18 protein-coding genes are annotated in these 17,575 nt (G+C 72.3%); 12 read left to right on the top strand and 6 right to left on the bottom strand.

Going from position 1 to position 17,575, the window contains the following annotated elements:
• Positions 1 to 70: 70 nt before the first annotated feature.
• Both QRO03_RS15375 and QRO03_RS15370 read right to left on the bottom strand, forming a co-directional pair.
• Positions 71 to 1,447 (bottom strand): amidohydrolase family protein, encoded by a 1,377-nt coding sequence (locus QRO03_RS15375; RefSeq protein WP_285138366.1) that lies wholly within the window; start codon positions 1,445 to 1,447, stop codon positions 71 to 73.
• A 249-nt stretch (positions 1,448 to 1,696) separates the two neighbouring features.
• Positions 1,697 to 2,647, bottom strand: a complete 951-nt coding sequence (locus QRO03_RS15370; protein WP_285138365.1) for an alpha/beta hydrolase — start codon at positions 2,645 to 2,647, stop codon at positions 1,697 to 1,699.
• Positions 2,648 to 2,815: 168 nt separating this feature from the next.
• On the opposite strand from QRO03_RS15370, the gene QRO03_RS15365 reads away from it, so the two are divergent.
• On the top strand, positions 2,816 to 3,301 hold the full coding sequence (locus QRO03_RS15365) for a pyridoxamine 5'-phosphate oxidase family protein (protein WP_285138364.1): 486 nt from the start codon (positions 2,816 to 2,818) through the stop codon (positions 3,299 to 3,301).
• Positions 3,302 to 3,497: 196 nt separating this feature from the next.
• Positions 3,498 to 4,205 carry an SDR family NAD(P)-dependent oxidoreductase gene (locus tag QRO03_RS15360; RefSeq protein ID WP_285138363.1) on the top strand — a complete coding sequence of 236 codons (708 nt, stop codon included), beginning with the start codon at positions 3,498 to 3,500 and terminating at the stop codon, positions 4,203 to 4,205.
• Between the two features lie 45 nt (positions 4,206 to 4,250).
• On the opposite strand, the gene QRO03_RS15355 is transcribed toward QRO03_RS15360, so the two are convergent.
• On the bottom strand, positions 4,251 to 4,961 hold the full coding sequence (locus tag QRO03_RS15355; protein WP_285138362.1) for a TetR/AcrR family transcriptional regulator C-terminal domain-containing protein: 711 nt from the start codon (positions 4,959 to 4,961) through the stop codon (positions 4,251 to 4,253).
• A gap of 199 nt (positions 4,962 to 5,160) precedes the next feature.
• Positions 5,161 to 5,976, bottom strand: a complete 816-nt coding sequence (gene aqpZ, locus QRO03_RS15350; protein ID WP_285138361.1) for an aquaporin Z — start codon at positions 5,974 to 5,976, stop codon at positions 5,161 to 5,163.
• A gap of 323 nt (positions 5,977 to 6,299) precedes the next feature.
• On the opposite strand from aqpZ, the gene QRO03_RS15345 reads away from it, so the two are divergent.
• The 7 genes from QRO03_RS15345 to QRO03_RS15315 all read left to right on the top strand — a co-directional run bounded on the left by QRO03_RS15345 (position 6,300) and on the right by QRO03_RS15315 (position 9,958).
• The gene (locus QRO03_RS15345; protein WP_285138360.1) at positions 6,300 to 6,776 is read left to right on the top strand and encodes an Asp23/Gls24 family envelope stress response protein; all 477 of its coding nucleotides are present in this window, start codon (positions 6,300 to 6,302) and stop codon (positions 6,774 to 6,776) included.
• Positions 6,773 to 6,961 carry a DUF2273 domain-containing protein gene (locus QRO03_RS15340; protein ID WP_285138359.1) on the top strand — a complete coding sequence of 63 codons (189 nt, stop codon included), beginning with the start codon at positions 6,773 to 6,775 and terminating at the stop codon, positions 6,959 to 6,961. Before QRO03_RS15345 ends, QRO03_RS15340 begins: the two co-directional genes overlap by 4 nt.
• Positions 6,958 to 7,347, top strand: coding sequence for a hypothetical protein (locus QRO03_RS15335; RefSeq protein WP_285138358.1), 390 nt, complete (start codon positions 6,958 to 6,960; stop codon positions 7,345 to 7,347). The genes QRO03_RS15340 and QRO03_RS15335 overlap by 4 nt, the downstream gene beginning before the upstream one ends.
• Positions 7,347 to 7,931, top strand: coding sequence for a DNA/RNA endonuclease G (locus tag QRO03_RS15330; RefSeq protein ID WP_285138357.1), 585 nt, complete (start codon positions 7,347 to 7,349; stop codon positions 7,929 to 7,931). Before QRO03_RS15335 ends, QRO03_RS15330 begins: the two co-directional genes overlap by 1 nt.
• On the top strand, positions 7,928 to 8,515 hold the full coding sequence (locus QRO03_RS15325; protein WP_285138356.1) for a hypothetical protein: 588 nt from the start codon (positions 7,928 to 7,930) through the stop codon (positions 8,513 to 8,515). The genes QRO03_RS15330 and QRO03_RS15325 overlap by 4 nt, the downstream gene beginning before the upstream one ends.
• Before the next feature lie 11 nt (positions 8,516 to 8,526).
• A complete protein-coding gene (locus QRO03_RS15320; RefSeq protein ID WP_285138355.1) occupies positions 8,527 to 9,186 on the top strand; it encodes an Asp23/Gls24 family envelope stress response protein in 660 nt (219 codons plus the stop codon).
• Positions 9,187 to 9,253: 67 nt separating this feature from the next.
• The gene (locus tag QRO03_RS15315; protein ID WP_285138354.1) at positions 9,254 to 9,958 is read left to right on the top strand and encodes a GNAT family N-acetyltransferase; all 705 of its coding nucleotides are present in this window, start codon (positions 9,254 to 9,256) and stop codon (positions 9,956 to 9,958) included.
• 152 nt (positions 9,959 to 10,110) lie between these two features.
• Here the strand turns inward: QRO03_RS15315 and QRO03_RS15310 are convergent, their stop codons facing one another.
• Complete coding sequence (locus QRO03_RS15310; RefSeq protein WP_285138353.1) at positions 10,111 to 11,133, bottom strand: methylenetetrahydrofolate reductase C-terminal domain-containing protein; 1,023 nt, start codon at positions 11,131 to 11,133, stop codon at positions 10,111 to 10,113.
• A 107-nt stretch (positions 11,134 to 11,240) separates the two neighbouring features.
• Here QRO03_RS15310 and QRO03_RS15305 point away from each other — a divergent pair, with 107 nt between their 5' ends.
• The 3 genes from QRO03_RS15305 to QRO03_RS15295 all read left to right on the top strand — a co-directional run bounded on the left by QRO03_RS15305 (position 11,241) and on the right by QRO03_RS15295 (position 15,918).
• Positions 11,241 to 11,855 carry a pyridoxine/pyridoxamine 5'-phosphate oxidase gene (locus tag QRO03_RS15305; protein WP_285138352.1) on the top strand — a complete coding sequence of 205 codons (615 nt, stop codon included), beginning with the start codon at positions 11,241 to 11,243 and terminating at the stop codon, positions 11,853 to 11,855.
• A 3-nt stretch (positions 11,856 to 11,858) separates the two neighbouring features.
• Complete coding sequence (locus tag QRO03_RS15300; protein WP_285138351.1) at positions 11,859 to 12,692, top strand: FAD binding domain-containing protein; 834 nt, start codon at positions 11,859 to 11,861, stop codon at positions 12,690 to 12,692.
• 163 nt (positions 12,693 to 12,855) lie between these two features.
• A complete protein-coding gene (locus QRO03_RS15295; RefSeq protein ID WP_285138350.1) occupies positions 12,856 to 15,918 on the top strand; it encodes a molybdopterin-dependent oxidoreductase in 3,063 nt (1,020 codons plus the stop codon).
• A 349-nt stretch (positions 15,919 to 16,267) separates the two neighbouring features.
• Here the strand turns inward: QRO03_RS15295 and QRO03_RS15290 are convergent, their stop codons facing one another.
• The gene (locus tag QRO03_RS15290; RefSeq protein WP_285138349.1) at positions 16,268 to 17,125 is read right to left on the bottom strand and encodes a PhzF family phenazine biosynthesis protein; all 858 of its coding nucleotides are present in this window, start codon (positions 17,123 to 17,125) and stop codon (positions 16,268 to 16,270) included.
• Positions 17,126 to 17,575: the final 450 nt, after the last annotated feature.

Here is a 17,575-nt window from a genome sequence, read left to right as displayed (position 1 = left end):
GCAACCCGGACGAGGGCGGCATCGCCTCCGGGTGTTGTGGACACTCAGCGTGCTCGTGCGCGCTGCGGGGCTAGAGGATGACGCCGAACTCCTCCGCCAGGGCGGGCAGCTGCTCGTGCAGCACGCGCGAGGCCTCGACCGCGAGCGGGTTGGTCGAGACGCCGCGGTCGTTGACGAGCTTCCCGCCCACGTAGACCTGCTGCAGGTTGCGCAGACCGCAGGCGAGCACGTAGCTGCGGACGGGGTTCCACAGCGGGCCGATGTCGGGCGTGCGCGGGTCGACCACGACGAAGTCGGCGAACTTGCCGACCTCGAGGCTGCCCACGCGGTCGTCGACGCCCATGATCTCCGCGCCCCCGAGGGTGTGCAGGCGCAGCACCCGCTCGGGCATCATCGACAGCGGGTCGTGGGTGCGGGCTCGCTGCATGAACATGCCCATGCGCATGTTCTGCCACGGGTCGGCGACGTCGGTGCAGGCCTGATCGTCGAGGCCCATGCCGACCTTCATCCCCTGCTCGAGCATCTCGGGCACGTGGGCGATACCCGACGCGAGACGCCCGTTCGACGCGGGCTGCCATGACATGCTGGCGCCGCCGGCAGCAGCATCCGCGATGATCTCGGGGGTCGTCTGGATGAAGTGGCCGAACATCATGCCGGGACGCAGCGCTCCGGCGTTCTTGTACAGCTGGAACTTCGTCTGCTGGTGCTCGATCGCCTCGTACGTCTCGAGGAAGTGCGCCTGATTGGTGACGCCGAAGCGGTCCATGACGGCAACCTCGATCTCGGCGGCGTCGGGCCGCGTCGACCACTGCACCTGACCCATGATCGACGCGCCGAGGGCGAGGTCGGGGTCCATCGCGAGCACGTGATCGAGCGAGGCCTCGAAGCGCGCGAAGATCTCGTCATCGGTGCCGACGGTGGCATCGAGGGCGATGGAGTCGACGAAGCGGAGCCCCGCGTCATGGCATCCATCCGCCTGGCGGGTGTGCCACGCGTGGTCGCGGAGCTGCCCTCCGCCGTCGGCGCGCTTGCCCTCGACCATCGGCTCCCAGGGGAGGAGCGGGTCGGTGAAGTTGTAGGCCGTGGTCACACCGTTGGCGAGGAAGTCGAGTGAGCCGTGCAGGGTCGCCCAGTAGATCTGGTCGGGCGAGGCGTTGTTGAGCACGCTGAACATGGACGTGCACCAGCCGTAGAGCGTCTGGTCGACGCCGAGTCCGCGCGATCCGCTCGTGAAGAGGTGGCTGTGGGAGGAGACGAAGCCCGGCGCGACGAACTTGCCGTCGACGTCGAGGATCTCGTCGGCCGTCGTGCCCGGGGCGGGGTCTCCGGCGCCGATCGCGGCGATGCGGCCGTCCTCGACGAGCAGGTATCCGCGCTCGATGTAACCGGGGTCGTCGGTGCCCGCGGGGACCGTGATCAGACGTGCGTTCGTGACGAGGAGCGACATGTTGATGACGGTAACAATGGCGTGTTTCCGCGGTGTTCCGGGTGGGTGGCGGGCTGTTTGCGGGGTGCCTCGTCCCACCTCTGGCGGTATGCGTCCCGAAAAACGCCGGATACGAGCCGCCCCACCCACCACAAGTGGGACGAGGGTAGGCAGGCCAGGCAGCCGGGCGACCTCGTCCCACCTCTGGCGGAGCGCGTCCCGAAAAAAGCCGGCTACGAGCCGCCCCACCCACCACAAGTGGGACGAGGGTCAGCCGAAGGCCGCACGCACGGCCGGCGCGATCTGCGCCAGCACCTCATCGCGCGCGGGCGTCGAGGGGAACACCAGGAAGAGGTGCGGCACGCCCTCGCGGCGCACGAAGGTCGTCGGGACACCGGATGCCGTGAGACGGTCGGCGTACTCCTCGGCTTCGTCGGAGAGCGGGTCGACGGATGCCGCGACGATCACCGCCGGAGCGGATCCGGCGAGGTCGGTCGCCCGCCGCGGCGCGGCTTCGACCGGGGCGGCGCCCGCGGCGTCCGGGACGTACAACCCCCAGTACCACTGCATCCCGCGGGCGGTCAGCGGGAGGTTCTCGGTGTGGGCGCGATAGCTGGGGCGCTCGGGGTCGGGGGCGTCGAGCACCGGGCACAGCAGCACCTGACACCGGATGCCGGGCGCCCGGCCCTCGCGTGAGCGCAGCGCGAGGGCCGCGGCGAGGTTGCCGCCCGCGCTGTGCCCGGCGACACCGAGGAGGGCGGGGTCGACGAGCCCGTCGGCGCCATCGGCGGCGAAACGCAGCGCGCGCTCGAGGTCGTCGAGACCGGCGGGGAAGGGGTGCTCGGGCGCGAGCCGGTAGTCGACGCTCATCACCTGGGTGCCGGTGGTGTCGGCGAGAGCGCGGCAGAGGGCGTCGTTGTTGTCGAGATCGCCCGCGACCCACCCGCCGCCGTGGGCGAACACGAGCGTTCCGCGGTGTCCGGCGCGGGGGCGGTACAGGCGCAGGGCGAGGCCGTCGGCATCCATGTCGATCGACTCGATCCTCTCGTCGTCGGGGCTGCGGATCCACGACGGGTTCGCGCGCAGCACCGCGACGCGCGCGGCGTCGTCGCCGTCGGCATCCGTGGCTCCGGAGGGGATCGTGCCCGCCTGCGCGGCGAGACGAGCGAGGTGCGCACGCACGGCGGGGTCGGTGATCGCGGGGTGGACGCTGTCGGTCACGGTGCTCCTGAGGTCGGTCGGGGTGCGCGCGACCCGCGGGTGCCGGACGGAGACGGGTCGTCGTCGGGGCAGGGGTCGAGGCGAGCGTAACGGCTCGCCGCCGGGGCGGGCCGCGAAGCGTTACGGGGTGGAAACACGCGCGCCGCCCGTACCGGCGAGCATGAGCCCATGACCAGCCCCGAGAGCCGTGCCGCCGCGATCCTCGCCTCTCAGCACTTCGCCGTGATCGGCACGGCCGACGCCGAGGGGCCGTGGACCGCGGCCGCGCAGTACCGCCTCCTCCCCCGCGGGCTGTACGTCGAGTCCGACCTCTCGTCGCGCCACGCGCGCGCGATCGCGGCGTCGGGGGTGGCATCCGGTGTCGTGTACGACTCTTCGGCCGCGGTCGCCGATGCCGACGGGGTGCAGCTGTCGCTGCGCGCGCGGGAGGTGGATGCCGAGGCGGCGGCGATCCGCGACGTGCTGGCCGCACGGCTGCCGCGCGACGCGGGCGACGACGATCCGGCCGCGGTGCTCGCGGTGGCGACGAAGCGCCTGTACGCCTTCGAGGTCGTGCGGGCGTTCGTCTTCGACCGCGACGCGTGGCGCACGCGGGGCACCGATGCGCGTCTCGAGGTCGACGCCGACGAGGTGTGGGCGCTGCTCGCGCGCTGACGCGCGGCGCAGCCCCGTCGCGTGTGCCGAGGCCGGCGCGGATCGCCGATTCCTGCCGCGCTACGGGGACGGCCGACCGCGGGGGTCGGCGAGGCGCACACACTTCACGCCGCGGAAACACGGGCGTCTCCGGCCCGTGCCGCGTGCGGCGTACGGTGACGCCGAGGGCGCACCCGACGCCCGCAGAAGGGATGCCATGCCGCAGCGTGTCATCGTCACGGGAGGCTCGGGCGGCATCGGCGCCGCCATCGTCGCCCGGTTCGTCGCCGACGGCGCCCGGGTCGCGGTGCTGGATCGCCGCCCGCCCGCCGAGGCATCGGCATCCACGTTCATCGCCGTCGACCTGCGCGACCCGCTCGACACCCGTCGCGCCGTCGGGGAGGCGGTGGACGCCCTCGACGGTGTCGACGTGCTGGTGAACTGCGCGGGTGTCTTCCAGCACGTGCCGCTCCTCGACATCAGCATCGACGACTGGGACCTCGTGCTCGACGTCAACGCCCGCGCGACCCTCGTGACGATGCAGGCGGTGGCGCCGGTCATGCTGCAGGCGCACGGCGGCGCGATCGTCAACATCGCCAGCATGGCCGCGAAGCAGGGCGGTGGCGGCGAGGGGCATTACGCGGCGTCGAAGGCCGCGGTCGTCGCGCTGACCCGCGCCGGAGCGCAGGAATGGGGATGCCACGGCGTCACCGTCAACGCCGTCTGTCCCGGCTACGTCCTCACCGACATGGGCGCCGATACGCGGTCCGAGGCCGATGTGATCGCGTGGAGCGCCAAGTCGCCGCTCGGACGACTCGGGATGCCGGAGGACGTGGCCGGAGTGACCTACTTCCTCGCCTCGCCCGCCGGCGGATACCTGACCGGGCAGGCGATCAACGTCACCGGCGGCATGATCATGCACTGAGCCGGTCGCCTCTGCCGTTCCCCGAGGGGCACGGAAAGGCTCAGCTCACTGCGAGAGTTGGCGATCGAGGCGGTCGAGCAGCGCCTCGAGGGACTCCTCGAACTCGTCCTCGGCGTGGTTCTCGCTCAGCATCCCCCGCAACCGCTGAACGTGCGGCGAACCGGCCAGGCTCATCGACCCGTCGCCCTGCGGGATGTCGGCCCCGCCTTCATCGAGAGGCTGGTCGGCCGGCGAGGTCTCGGCGCCGCGCACCGCGGACTCGAGCAGCAGGTTTCCCAGGAGGAAGCTGCTGAACGAGCGATACGCACCGACGGCCTGATCGTCGGTGAACCCGAAACCGATGAGGGTCGCCAGGAAGATCTCGACGACCTCGATGCTGCGAAGCGGGGGGCGGAGCCACGGGGCCGCCGGATGCCGGGTGGCGATCAGGGGGAATGCCTTGGGGTGCTCCACCGCGATGCGCCTCACCTCGTGCGCGGTGACCTGCAGGAACCGCTGCCACTGGTCGCCGGTCGCGTCGGTGAGCGCGTCGGTGAGGCCGCTCATCAGCAGATCGACGACGCCCTCGAGGAGGTCCTCACGGCCGTTCACATAGCGATACAGCGACATCGCCTCGACGCCCAACTCCTTCCCGAGGTGACGCATCGACAGGCCGTTGAGCCCCTCGCGGTCGATGAGCTCGAGTGCCGAGGCCACGATGGACTCGCGGGTGAGTCGGGGGGCGAAGGCCCGGGTCGCATCGATCGGCTCGTCCATGGTCCTCTCCCGTCGTCGAGCTTCCATCGTGGACGCCCGCACCCGAGGATGACGCCTGGTTGCGCACGCCCGCCGCAATGCGGTACCCGTGGGGCAGGCACGGACCGGCGAGGGTCGGGTGGGAAGGGTGAGCGGGTCCGGAGGCACCCCGATGAGCCCCCGGACCCTGTCGTTCACCGCCCCGCGAGGAGGCGGTCGGTCAGGAGCCGACGACCCGTCGGCCGAGCACACGGACCACGAGACCTGCGACCGCCGCTCCCGCGAGAGGGGCGACGATGAACACCCACAGCTGCGACACCGGCAGCGCGCCGCCGTAGACGGCCGTGGCGATGGAGCGGGCCGGGTTCACGCTGGTGTTGCTGATCGGGATGCTGATGAGGTGGATGAGGGTCAGCGTCAGACCGATGCCGATCGGCGCGAAGGTCGCGTACTCCTTCTTCGCGGTGACCGACAGGATGACGGCAATGAAGATACCGGTGAGGACCGCCTCGGCGACGAAGACCGCGGCCAATCCGTAGCCGCCGGGGCTCCCCTCACCGAAACCGTTCGAGGCGAAGCCCGCCTGCTGCGCGGTCGAGAAGCCCTCAGGACGCCCGCTCAGCACGAGGGCGATGACGCTCGTGGCAAGGATGCCGCCGACGAGCTGCGACAGGATGTAGCTGGGGACGTGGCGCGCGTCGGTGCGACCGGCCACGAGGAGTCCGAGCGTGACGGCGGGGTTGAAGTGGCCGCCGCTGATGTGCCCCACCGCCGCGATGCCGGCCACGAGCGTCAGCCCGAAGGCCAACGCGACGCCGAGGAAGCCCACACCGGCTTGGTTGTCGTCGGCGCTGGGGAAATTGGCGGCGAAGAGCGCGGTTCCCACGCCACCCAGCACCAGCAGGAACGTTCCGAAGGCTTCGGCGCCGTACCGCGCCATCGACGACCACTGCCGTGCGTCCTGCTGTCGCTGCTCGACGGTCGAATCGGCGACCCGGACGGGTTCGCTTTTCGTCTCCTGCTTCTTCTTTCCCATGGCGGTGATGACTCCTTTCACTGGCCGACCGAGCGCCGGCGTCGCCCTGTAGACGTCGGCGGACGGTCGATCGTCACGCACGACGTGAGAGGGCCGGACACTGCCGTCACCTGCCCAGCGTGGCCGCGACGAGCAAGGACGACGGCGGATTGACGACCGCGCCACCACTGGGATATACGCCGTAAGCCTATTCGCCTTGATACATATCGGCGCACGCCGCGCAACCCCCGTGTGACGAAAGGCCGGCCCGGTACGTCTTGTATCTGCAGGCGATCGCGCCGCCCCGGGACAACCGGGTACCCACCTTCGAAAAGGAACCGCTCATGGCTGACAACGCCACCACTCCCGCTGCGCAGAACGTCCCCCAGGCGGCCTCCCGCGTCAACCGCCCGCTCGCCGGCCGCGGCCAGGAGGCCCACGCCCCCGGCAAGACGACGATCGCCGAGGGCGTCGTCGCCAAGGTCGCCGGTATCGCCGCTCGCGAGGTCGCCGGTGTGTACGCGCTGGGTGGCGGCGGAGCCCGTGCCCTCGGTGCGATCCGTGACGCGATCAACGCCACCGACCTGACGCAGGGCGTCAAGGTCGAGGTCGGGGAGACCCAGGCCGCCGCCGATATCACCATCGTCGTCGAGTACGGCGCCCAGATCCAGGACGTCGCCGACAAGGTGCGCTCCCGCGTCGCCGGCGCCATCGGTCAGCTCGTGGGCCTGGACGTCGTCGAGGTCAACGTCGACGTCAACGACGTGCACGTGCCCGGCGACGACGACAACGACGACGCCGACGAGAAGCGCGTCCGTTGACCCCCGTCACCACCGGCGCGCTCCTCGGGCTGGTCCTCGCGTTGAGCGCCCTGATCTTCGGCTTCTGGGGATTCATTCTCGTGGCCCTGTTCATGGCGATCGGCGCGGTCGTCGCCCGCATCGCCTCGGGCGAGCTGGACCTCGGCAACATCGTCAACGCCTTCAAGGGTCGGAGCACCTCGTGACCACCGTCACCCCCGCCCGGCCCGGCGACCGCACCGCGGTTGCCGGGCCCGGCCTGCCCCCGGGCCGGGTCGAGGTCGCCGACCGCGTGCTCGAGAAGACCGCGCAGCGCATGGCGGCAGAGGTGATCGGAGTGGATGCCAAGCGCATCGGCATCGACATCACCTCCGGTCGCGACACCGCCGTGATCCGTGTCCGCGCGCCCTGGCCCATCCCGGCCCTCGATGACACGGCGGCGGTGCGAGCCTCCACCCCCGTGCGGGAAGCGGCAGCCGCGGCCCAGGGCGAGTTGCGTTCGCGGTTGGCCCGGTTGTTCGGTCGGGAGATCTCGCGCGTGGACCTGACCATCTCGGGCGCCAGCGCCCCCCAGCGAAAGCGAGTGCTGTGATGAGCGACTCCGTGCTGCGTACCGTCGTGCGCCGTGAGACCCATTCGCCGCGCACCGCGGCCATGCTCGTCGTGGTCGTGCTGCTGCTGCTCGTCCTGGCCTACGCCGCGGTCGAGATCATCCTCAACCTCGTCGGCGCCCAGCCGCTGCTCGTCGCCCCCGGCGAAGCCCTCAACGCCGTCGTCGCGGCTCCGACCGCGCTGATGCCCGTCGCCTTCATCGTCGGCGGCGTCGTGCTCGCCCTCGTCGGACTCGTCGTCCTCATCCTGGCCTTCGCGCCCGGCCGACTGTCCAAGCACGAGATCCCTCGCGGCGTGAACCGCGCCGTCGTCGTCGACAACGGCGTGATCGCCGCAGCGCTCGCGCAGCACCTCAGCAACGAGTCCGGCATCGCCCGAGACGACATCGTCGTCGGCGTCGCCCACCGCACCGTCGACATCGCCGTGCGCCCCCCGGTCGGCATCCCGGTCGACCACGCCGCCCTCAAGCGGATCATCGAGGACGAGATCGCCCAGTACGAACTCGTCCCGCGCGTGACGACCCACCTCAAGGTCGAACGTCCCGACACCAAGGAGTCCCGATGAACGCCACACGACGCGGTCTGAACCGCTTCGTCCTGTTCCTCGTCGCCGTCGCGCTGCTCGCCCTGGGCGCCCTCGCCCTGCTCGTCGGGCTCGTCTCCGGCGGAACCGACACCTGGACCACCGTCATGGGCGGCTTGCAAGGCTGGCTGCAGTCGCTCGGCCGAGAGTCCGCCGGGTGGGGCGCCGTCGCGGTGATCGTGGTCCTCGCGATCATCCTCATCGTCATCGCCGCCTCCGCCGTCCGCGGCCGCCGCCACGCCCCCCTGCAATCCACCGGCAGCGCCACCGACGAAGGCCGCATCACCGTCACCGACTCCTTCGCCTCCGAAGCGCTGAAGAACGCCCTCGCCGACCGCGACGAGATCCTCTCCTCCCGCGTCACCGCCGGAGAAGTCGGCAAAGAATCGGTGCTGCACGTCGCCGTCACCCCCAGGCAGAACACCTCACCCCGCCAGGTCGCCGACCACGTCGACACCCTCGTCACCAACCTCGCCGCCCTCACCGGCCAGAACCTGCGCGCCTACATCTCCATCCACACCGGGCTCCGCGCCAAACTCGCGCGCGACAACACCCGCGTGCACTGAGAGGACACGACATGACGAACGATTCGATCTCGACCCCCACTGCGACGCAGCCCGACCCGGCGGATCTCGCACGCAGCGTCGCCGACGCCGTCGCCCGCGTCGAGGGCGTCCACGCCCTCGGCACCCTGGTCGAACGGGCATCCGACTCCGTGCGTCAGCGCGTCGGTCTCGCGGGGGGCGTCGCCGGTGTCACGGTCGACCGGGGCCGCGACGGCCGGGTCACCAGCGCGGTGTCGATCATCGTCGACTACCCGCACAAGCTGCACGACGTCACCGACGCGGTGCGCACCGCGACGCGAGACGCCCTCGGCGGGCTCGGCTCGGGCCGTGTCGACGTCGACGTCACCGTGACCGGCGTGTGGGGTCCCTTCGACACCGACCCGGTCGTCGAGGCCGAAGAATCCCTCGACGACGCGGCCGACGCGGTGGCCGCTGCGACGGACACGGTCACCCGTGACGCCGACCGCACCGACGTCGACGAGCGAGGCGACGCGGGCGTCGGCACCCGTGCCGACCACCGTCGCCGCTCCGAGTCCGTCGCCGCCACCTCCGCCGCGTCCGACCGTGACGATGCGCAGGACGCCGTCGCCGACGCATTGGCCGACGTCGCCGACACCGTGGCACACGCCGCGGAAGAACTCCGGGATCGTCCCGACTCTCCCCGTCGCTGAGCGGGCGGGGCGGCGGGGACGCCGAGCGGGGAATGCGGCCGGCCCGCGGACGGTTCGAGTCCTCGCCATGACTTCCGCACCGCCCCTCGCCGACCCGTCCGTCCTCGACAACGCCGCCTGGCACTCCCTCGCCGGCCCGCACTCCTCGTTCGCGATCGGCAACGACCTGGTCCGCCGGTATCCCGAGGACGTCGCCCCCTTCGTCGCCGTGCGCACGTGGGACGATCCGAACGCGTGGGACGCACTGCGCGAGCTGGTCGGCCCCGGTGCGGAGGTCGGCCTGTCGGGGTACGAGGGCGAGCTCCCCGACGGGTGGGAGTTCCTCGGCGGCGGCGAGGGCGTTCAGCTGGTCGAGACCGACCTGCTGCAGCCACGCCCGTTCGACGAGGCGATCGAGCTCGGCGCCGACGACGTGGACGACATGCTCGCGATCGTCTCCCGCAATCAGCCGGGGCCCTTCCGGCCGCGGACCTACGAACTCGGCCGTTACATCGGCATCCGTCACGAGGGCCGACTGGTCGCCATGGCGGGAGAACGTCTGCACCCCACGGGCTGGACCGAGATCAGCGCGGTCGCGGTGGATGTCGACCACCGCCGACGAGGACTCGCCTCGCGCCTCGTCCTCGACATCGCCTTCCACATCCAGCAACGCGGCGACCACGCCCTCATGCATGCGGCGGCCTCGAACGTCGGCGCCATCGCCGCCTACGAACGCCTCGGCTTCACCCTGCGTCGGATCAATCGCTTCGCGGCGGTGCGCACCCCGGCGTGACGCGCGGGCGGCGGTCACCCCGACCCGCCGGAGAGATCCGGATGCCACCCCCGCTCGGTCCCCCGTGACCCTCATGCGCTCGCGATGAGGAGGGGCGACGCAGCCGGCAACCGGCCGCCGGAGCCCCGGTCCTTCACCGCCGCCGCGGTCGGTCACCGGATGCGGCGCGCGATCTCCGCGAGCGCCTCGGCGAACGACTCCTCGGCGCCCTCGCGGCCGCCCGAGAGATTGACGCCGACGACACCCGGAAGCGCGAGCATCTCCTCGGCGAGCGCGACGGCGAGGGCGATCCCCTCGGCCCGCGGATCGCGCGCGTCACGGATGCGACGGAGGAACCCGTCGGGCAGCACGAGAGTGGTGAACGACTCCAGCAGGTCGGCCGACGCCTCGTCGACGACGACGGGGATGCACGGGATGAACCGGATGCCGTCGCCCACCTCGTCGATGAACCGGCGCACGGGTGCCGCACCGCCGGCGTGGTTGACGAAGCAGACGTCGGCCCCGGCCCGCAGCTTCTCGCGCAGGCGCGCCGCGCGACGCTCGACGGGAGGGGCCGCGGGCGATGCCGCGACAGACACGACATGACCCGCCGCGCGCGCGAGGGCCGTGGCCTCCGTGGAGTCGAGGTCGAAGACGGCGGCGGCGTCGGGGCGGTGCCCGCTGCGGGTGTGATCGCCGGTCACGCAGTGCACCCCGGCAACTCCCTCGACGGCGAGAGCCTCGAGCTCGCCCTCGATCGCGACGCGGTTGCGGTCGCGCATGTTGAGTCCGCTCCAGACGCGCAGCCCCCGTCGTTGCAGCAGGTGGGCGCGGTACGCGGGCGGGAACTGCACGCGGGCGCTTCCCGCATCGCCGGCGAGCACGGCATCCACCTCTCCCGAGAGCACCGCGGCGCACGCATCGATGGATGCCACACTCAGCGCCCGCGCGGGGAGGTCAGCCACCACCCACGCTCGTGTGCCGAGCGCGGCGAGAGTGTCGGCGGCGGCGGCCGTGCGCGGTGACGGCGGCACGATCGTCTCGCGGTCCACACCCGTCCACGGCACCGTCGGGCGGTGCAGGAACGCGCAGCGGTGGGAGGCGTCGATCTCGCACGTGCCGTCGAAACCGACACCGCCGCACGGGCCGTACTCCATGCGCTTGGGGCACTCGTCGATGAGGGGCAGCAGGGTCATGTCCGGAGTGTAAAGAGCACGTGTTTCGACCGATGTTCATGGCGGCAACATCGCGGAAACGCGCACTCCTTACGCTCGGCGGTACCCGCAGCCTCTCGGAGGTCACCATGATCACAGCCGGCACCTCGTTCGGTTCCGACGTCGACGACATCGACGCGCTCGTCGACGACCCCCTCGCGCTGCTGCTGCGCTGGCTCCCCGCTCACGACAGCGCGCTGCGCCCGCTCGCGGCGCTCTCGACCATCGGACGCAACGGCATCCCCTCGCTCCGACACGTGCTCGTGAGCGATCGGGATGCCACGGGTCTGTACTTCCACACCGACTCCGCCAGCGAGAAGGTCGCCGAGATCGCCGCGAACCCCGTCGCCGCCCTGTCGGTGGCCTGGCCCGAGGTGGGTCGCCAGCTGGTGGTGCGGGGTATCGTCGAGCGCGTGAGCAACGCCTCCGCCGCCGAGGTCTACCGCCAGCGGTCACGGTACCTGCAGCTGCTGGCGTGGCTGAACACGGACGACAACGCCCGCCTGCCCGCGTACGACCGTCGGCACCTGTGGGCCGAGTTCGACGAGGCCCACCCCACGCTCGAGCCCCCGGAGCGCTGGGCGGGGTTCCGGGTCCGCCCCCTGACGGTGTCGTTCTGGCGCGGCGATCTGCTCGGTCAGAGCGTCCGTCAGCAGTACACGCTCGCAGACGGCCGCTGGTCGGGCCGGATCCTGGCGGGCTGACGAATGGACATCACCACCGTCACCTCGTTCCGCTCCGCCCGCTCTCGCGACGACCTCGCGCTCGGGCCCGGCGAAGTCGTCATGGCCGGGGGGACCTGGCTCATGAGCGAGCCGCAGCCCCGGACGACCGGGTTCGTCGACCTGACGACCCTCGGTTGGCCCGACATCGAGATCACCGACGAGGGCTTGCGCATCGGCGCGACCTGCACGATCGCGCGCCTGCTCGCGTGGGTCGAGGGCGACGCACCCGCCGCCTGGACCTCGCTCTCGCTCGCCCGCCCCTCCGCCGAAGCACTGCTCGCCTCGTTCAAGATCTGGAACACCGCCACCGTCGGCGGCAACGTCTGCCAGGCGTTCGCCGCGGGGGCGATGATCGCGATGCTCTCGACCCTGGATGCCACGGCGCTGATCTGGACGCCCGACGGCGGCGAGCGCCGGATCGCGGTCGCTGAGCTCGTCGTCGACAACGCCGCGACCTCCCTCGCCCCCGGCGAAGTGGTGCGCGCCCTCGACATCCCGGCCCACGCGCTCACCGCCCGCGTCGGGCTGCAGAAGATCGCCCTGGCCGAGCTCGGCCGATCGGGGGCGGTCGTGACCGCCCGGGTCGATCCCGACGGCTCCGCCGTGTTCGTGGTGACCGCGGCGGTGCGCCGACCGCGGGTGCTGCGTTTCGGACGCACCCCCGGGGCGGGCGAGCTGCGGGATGCCGTGGCCAGCGCCACCGACTTCTACACCGACCCGCTGGGCAGCGCCGACTGGCGTCGCGGCGTGAGCGTCGTGCTCGCGGAGCGAGTGCGCCAGGGCCTGGCGCGCGAGCGGCAGGAGGGCGCCGCGTGATCGGCGCCGCCGCCGCTCCGGCCGCGGCCCGCGCCGTGCCGAACTCCGGAGAAACGGCCGACCTGCGCCCCGTGACGGCCGTCAACCCGCCCCTCCGGCACACGATCACCGGAGTTCAGCCCGTCCACCGCCACACGGAAACCCTCCGGCGAGGAGAACGCGCGTGAGATTCCACGTCAACGGCATCCCCATCGACGCGGATCCGAGGCCCGGCCAGAGCGCGCGCACGCTGCTGCGCGAGACCGGCCACGTCGAGGTGAAGAAGGGGTGCGACGCGGGCGACTGCGGCGCGTGCTCCGTGCTGCTCGACGGAGCACCGACCCACTCGTGCATCATCCCCGCCATGCGCCTGGACGGACGCGCGATCACCACCGCGGCAGGGCTCGCCCCGGGTGACGAGCTGCACCCCGTGCAGGAGGCCCTGGCGACCGGTTTCGGCTTCCAATGCGGCTTCTGCTCCCCGGGGATGAGCGTGACCGCATCGACGCTGGACCCCGCCGACCTCGACGATCTCGACCGACGGATGAAGGGCAATCTCTGCCGCTGCACCGGATATCGTCCGATCCGCGAGGCGATCCGGGCATCGGTCCTGGGGCCGGTGCGCGAGACGGGTGCGGCATGCGGCGCCCCGTCCACCGACTCGCGCCACCTGCACGCCGACGTCGCCCCTGTGCGCACCTGCGGCGCAGGTCATCCGAGCGAGGATCAGGGCCCCGCAGCCGAGGGGTGCGGAACGGGCTGCGGCGGCGCCGCGGCATCCGGATCATCCGTCGCCGGACGGGTCGGCAGCGGACAGGTCGGGACATCGGCCGTGCCCGAGGCCGCCCGGCGCATCGTGCAGGGCCGCGAGCCGTTCACCTTCGACGAACCGGTGCCCGGCGGCCCGCCGCTCGTGCTGCGGGTCGTGGTCTCGCCCCACGCACACGCCCGCGTGCGCGCCATCGACACCGCCGCCGCGCTCGCGGTGCCGGGTGTCGTGGCGGTCTTCACGCACCGCGACGTGCCCGATCTGCGGTATTCGACGGGCCGCCACGAGCACCGCACCGACGACCCCGACGACACGCGCATGCTCGACGACGTCGTGCGACACGTCGGTCAGCGCGTGGTCGCGGTGGTCGGCGAGACGGCGGAGGCGGCGGATGCCGGATGCCGCGCGGTCGTCGTCGACTACGACGTTCTGCCCGCCGTGTTCGACCCGGAGGAGGCCCGACGCCCGGGTGCCCCGCTGCTGCACCCCGACCGCACGCCCGAGGAACGGGTGATGGCGGCCGGGCGCAACGTGGTCGCCGGATTCCACACCGGTCACGGGGGCGACGTCGACGTCGCGCTCGCGGCGAGTCACACCACCGTCACCGGCGAGTGGCGCTCCTCCCGCGTGACGCACGCGGCGCTGGAGACGCACGGCGCCATCGGGTGGCTCGACGACGACGGTCGCCTCGTCATCCGCTCGTCCACGCAGGTGCCGTTCCTCGCGCGCGACGAGCTCGCCCACATCTTCGGTCTCGAGCGCGACCGCGTCCGCGTGTTCGCCACGCGGGTCGGCGGAGGCTTCGGCGGCAAGCAGGAACTGTTCACCGAAGACCTCACGGCGCTGGCCGTGCTGAAGCTCGGCCGTCCGGTCGCGTACGAGTTCTCGCGCACCGACCAGTTCGTGCGGGCATCGCTGCGTCATCCGATGCGCGTGCGCGTGACCCTCGGATCGGATGCCGGGGGCGCCCTCACCGCGATGAAGATCGACGTGCTGAGCGACACCGGCGCGTACGGCAATCACGCGATCGGCGTGCTGTTCCACTCGTGCGCCGAGTCGACCACGCTGTACCGGGTGCCGGTGAAGTGGATCGACGCCGAGGCGGTCTACACGAACAACCCGCCGTCGGGGGCGTTCCGCGGCTACGGGCTGGGACAGGTGGTGTTCGCGGTCGAGTCGGCGCTCGACGCCCTCGCGGTCGAGCTCGGTGTCGACCCGTTCGACCTCCGCCGCATCAACGCCGTGCGCGAGGGCGACAGGCTGCATCCCGACGACGGCGAGAAGTACGAGGAAGACCTGATCTGGGGCAGCTACGGCCTCGACCAATGCCTCGACCTCGCCGAGGGAGCCCTCCATCGCGGCAACGGCGTCGCGGCCCCCGACGGCTGGCTCGTCGGCGAGGGGATGGCGGCGTCCATGATCGCCACGATGGCGCCCCGGGGCCATATCGCGCACACCACCGCGACGCTCCGCCCCGACGGCACGTACCTGCTGCGCGTCGGTACGGCCGAGTTCGGCAACGGCACCTCGACCGTGCACCGGCAGATCGCCGCGACCGTGCTCGACGCCCCTCTCGACCGTCTCGAGTTGTGGGCCGCCGACACCGACGCGGTGCGGCACGACACCGGCGCGTTCGCGTCCGCCGGCACGGTCGTCGCGGGCAAGGCCCTCTTCGGCGCCTGCACGGCGTTGCGGCGGCGGATGGTCGAGATCGCCGTCGAACTGGCGGGAGGGGATGCCGCTCCGGCGGTGTCCGCCGGCGGTGGTGGCGCGGGGGTATCCGCACCGGCGGTGGGCGGCGGCGCGGGCGGGACCGGTTCGGCCGCGGGCGGCGAGATGCTCGACGCGCCGACGGCGGACGGTGGCGCGAGGGGTGCGGCATCCGGTGCCGGAGACGTCGGCGCGGAGCTCGTGGCATCCGGAATCCGCGTGGGGGACGAAACGGTGACCTGGGAGCGGATCATCGCCGCCGCCCCGGCCGGATACGTGACCTCCGACGGACTGATCGCCGACGGCGCGGAGTTCGGCGACTTCCGCTCCCTCGCGTTCAACGTGCACGCGGCGAGGGTGGCCGTCGATCCCGAGACCGGCACGGTGAAGGTGCTGCAGTCGATCCAGTCCGCCGACGCGGGCGTCGTCATCAATCCGGCGCAGTGCCGTGGGCAGGTCGAGGGCGGCGCGGCGCAGGGCCTCGGCGGGGCGCTCTACGAAGAGGTGTACGTCGAGGACGGCGTGGTGCAGAACCCGGTGTTCCGCACGTACCGCGTGCCCCAGTTCGCCGACGTGCCCGACACCGAGGTGTACTTCGCCGAGACCGACGACACGCTGGGGCCCTTCGGCGCGAAGTCGATGAGCGAGTCGCCGTACAACCCGGTGGGGGCGGCGATCGGCAACGCCGTGTCGCGGGCCGTCGGACGACGGGGGTACGAGCTGCCGTTCTCACGCGATCGCGTGTGGAGGTTGGCCGGCGGGGAGTGAGTGCTCCCGCGGGCCGGGGTGGGCGGCGGCTCGCGGGCGGGCGCTCGCCGGGTTCTGGGGCGCGCATTGTGCACCGGGGCGTCCTCAGATCGCCCCACTGCACATTCGCCGCCCCCATGCGAGGCGCGGCTCCCCCGGCACCCGCCGGCGCGGGGTCGGGGCGGCGACGCGGCGACGCTCACCGGGGCGCGGGGCGCTCGCGGCGACGCGGCGGGCGGGCGCTCGCCGGGTTCTGGGGCGCGCATTGTGCACCGGGGCGTCCCTAGATCGCCCCACCGCACATTCGCCGCCCCATCCGAGGCGCGGCTCCCCCGACCGGTCGCGGGACCGACGCGGCCCCGTCCCGCGGTCAGAGCGGCGTCGCGCCACCCCGCACGACGATGCCACCGGATGCCGGGACCTCGACGTCCAGCACGCTCGGGCGGCCGATATGCCGCCCCTGCCGCACCCTGAAGCCGAACGGAGCGGGAACGCCCACGCGATCGCGCAGGTACGCACCCAGCGAGGCTGCGGCCGACCCGGTCGCGGGATCTTCGGTGATGTCGCCGACGGGGAAGAGGTTGCGGGCCTCCGCGACCAGACCGTCGGCGACGGTGCCCTCGACGTGCGCGACGATGACGGTGCCCTTCCATCCGCGTTCGTCGAGCAGTTCCCGCATCGCACCGGGGTCGAAGGTGAACGAGTCGAACACGTTACGCGCGGTCACGGCGACGACCGGGTGCAGGTTGCCGGCGAAGGACTGCGCCAGCGGCATCCGCTCGTCCAGGTCATCGCGGGTCAGGCCCATCAGGGCGAGGAGACGGTCGGCCACCTCGGGTTCCAGATCGATGACGTACGGCTCGACGCTGGTGAATCCGGCGACCACCGCGCCCTCGGCGTCGCGCTCGGTGACCACCTCGACCGCTCCCGCGGCGGTGTCGAAGACGTAGCCGCCGGCGCCGTCGATCTCGGTGAGCGCCACCGCCGTCGCGATCGTGGCGTGTCCGCAGAACGGCACCTCGGCGTCGGGTGAGAAGTACCGCACGGCGACGCGATCGCCCGCGCGCGCGGTCACGAACGCCGTCTCGGGGTGCCCGAGGTCGGCCGCGATGCGCTGCATCTCCGCGTCGTCGAGTGAGGTGGCGTCCAGGACCACACCCGCGGGATTCCCACCCCCTGGTTCGGCGGCGAAGGCGAGCAGCTGCAGGATGCCGGGGGTGTCGGTCATCCCTCGATTCTCGCGCAGTACCCGAGGTGGCCGAAGGGCCGATCGGGGATCGGTGGACCGATCATCGACTGCCGGCGACCCCCGCGCACCGCTCACCGCTCACCGCTCACCGCAGGGGCGGGTGGGCGTCATCGACGACGCGTGCGCCGAGCCGCATCCGCGAACGCCATGCCCCCGTCACCGCGCAACGTGCCGGCACCACCGCGAGCGCGCCGCTGCTCCACGCGGCCCGACCACCACCCCCGTCCAGCGGCAGGGTCAGCGCGGGTCTCCGCCCCGGGCACAGCAGGGCGTCCACAGCCACACGGCGCGGCCCCGGGGTCAGCGGTGTCAGCGCGGCGCCGCAGTCAGCGCGGCGCCGCAGTCAGCGCGGCGCCGGGGTCAGCGCGGCGCCGGGGTCAGCGCGGCGCCGGGTCAGCGCGGCGCCGGGTCAGCGCGGCGCCGGGTCAG

Source organism: Microbacterium sp. lyk4-40-TSB-66 (assembly GCF_030209475.1).
GTDB lineage: Bacteria > Actinomycetota > Actinomycetes > Actinomycetales > Microbacteriaceae > Microbacterium.
Note: the sequence above shows the minus strand (reverse complement) of the source record. Positions and strands in the feature narration are given on the sequence as shown.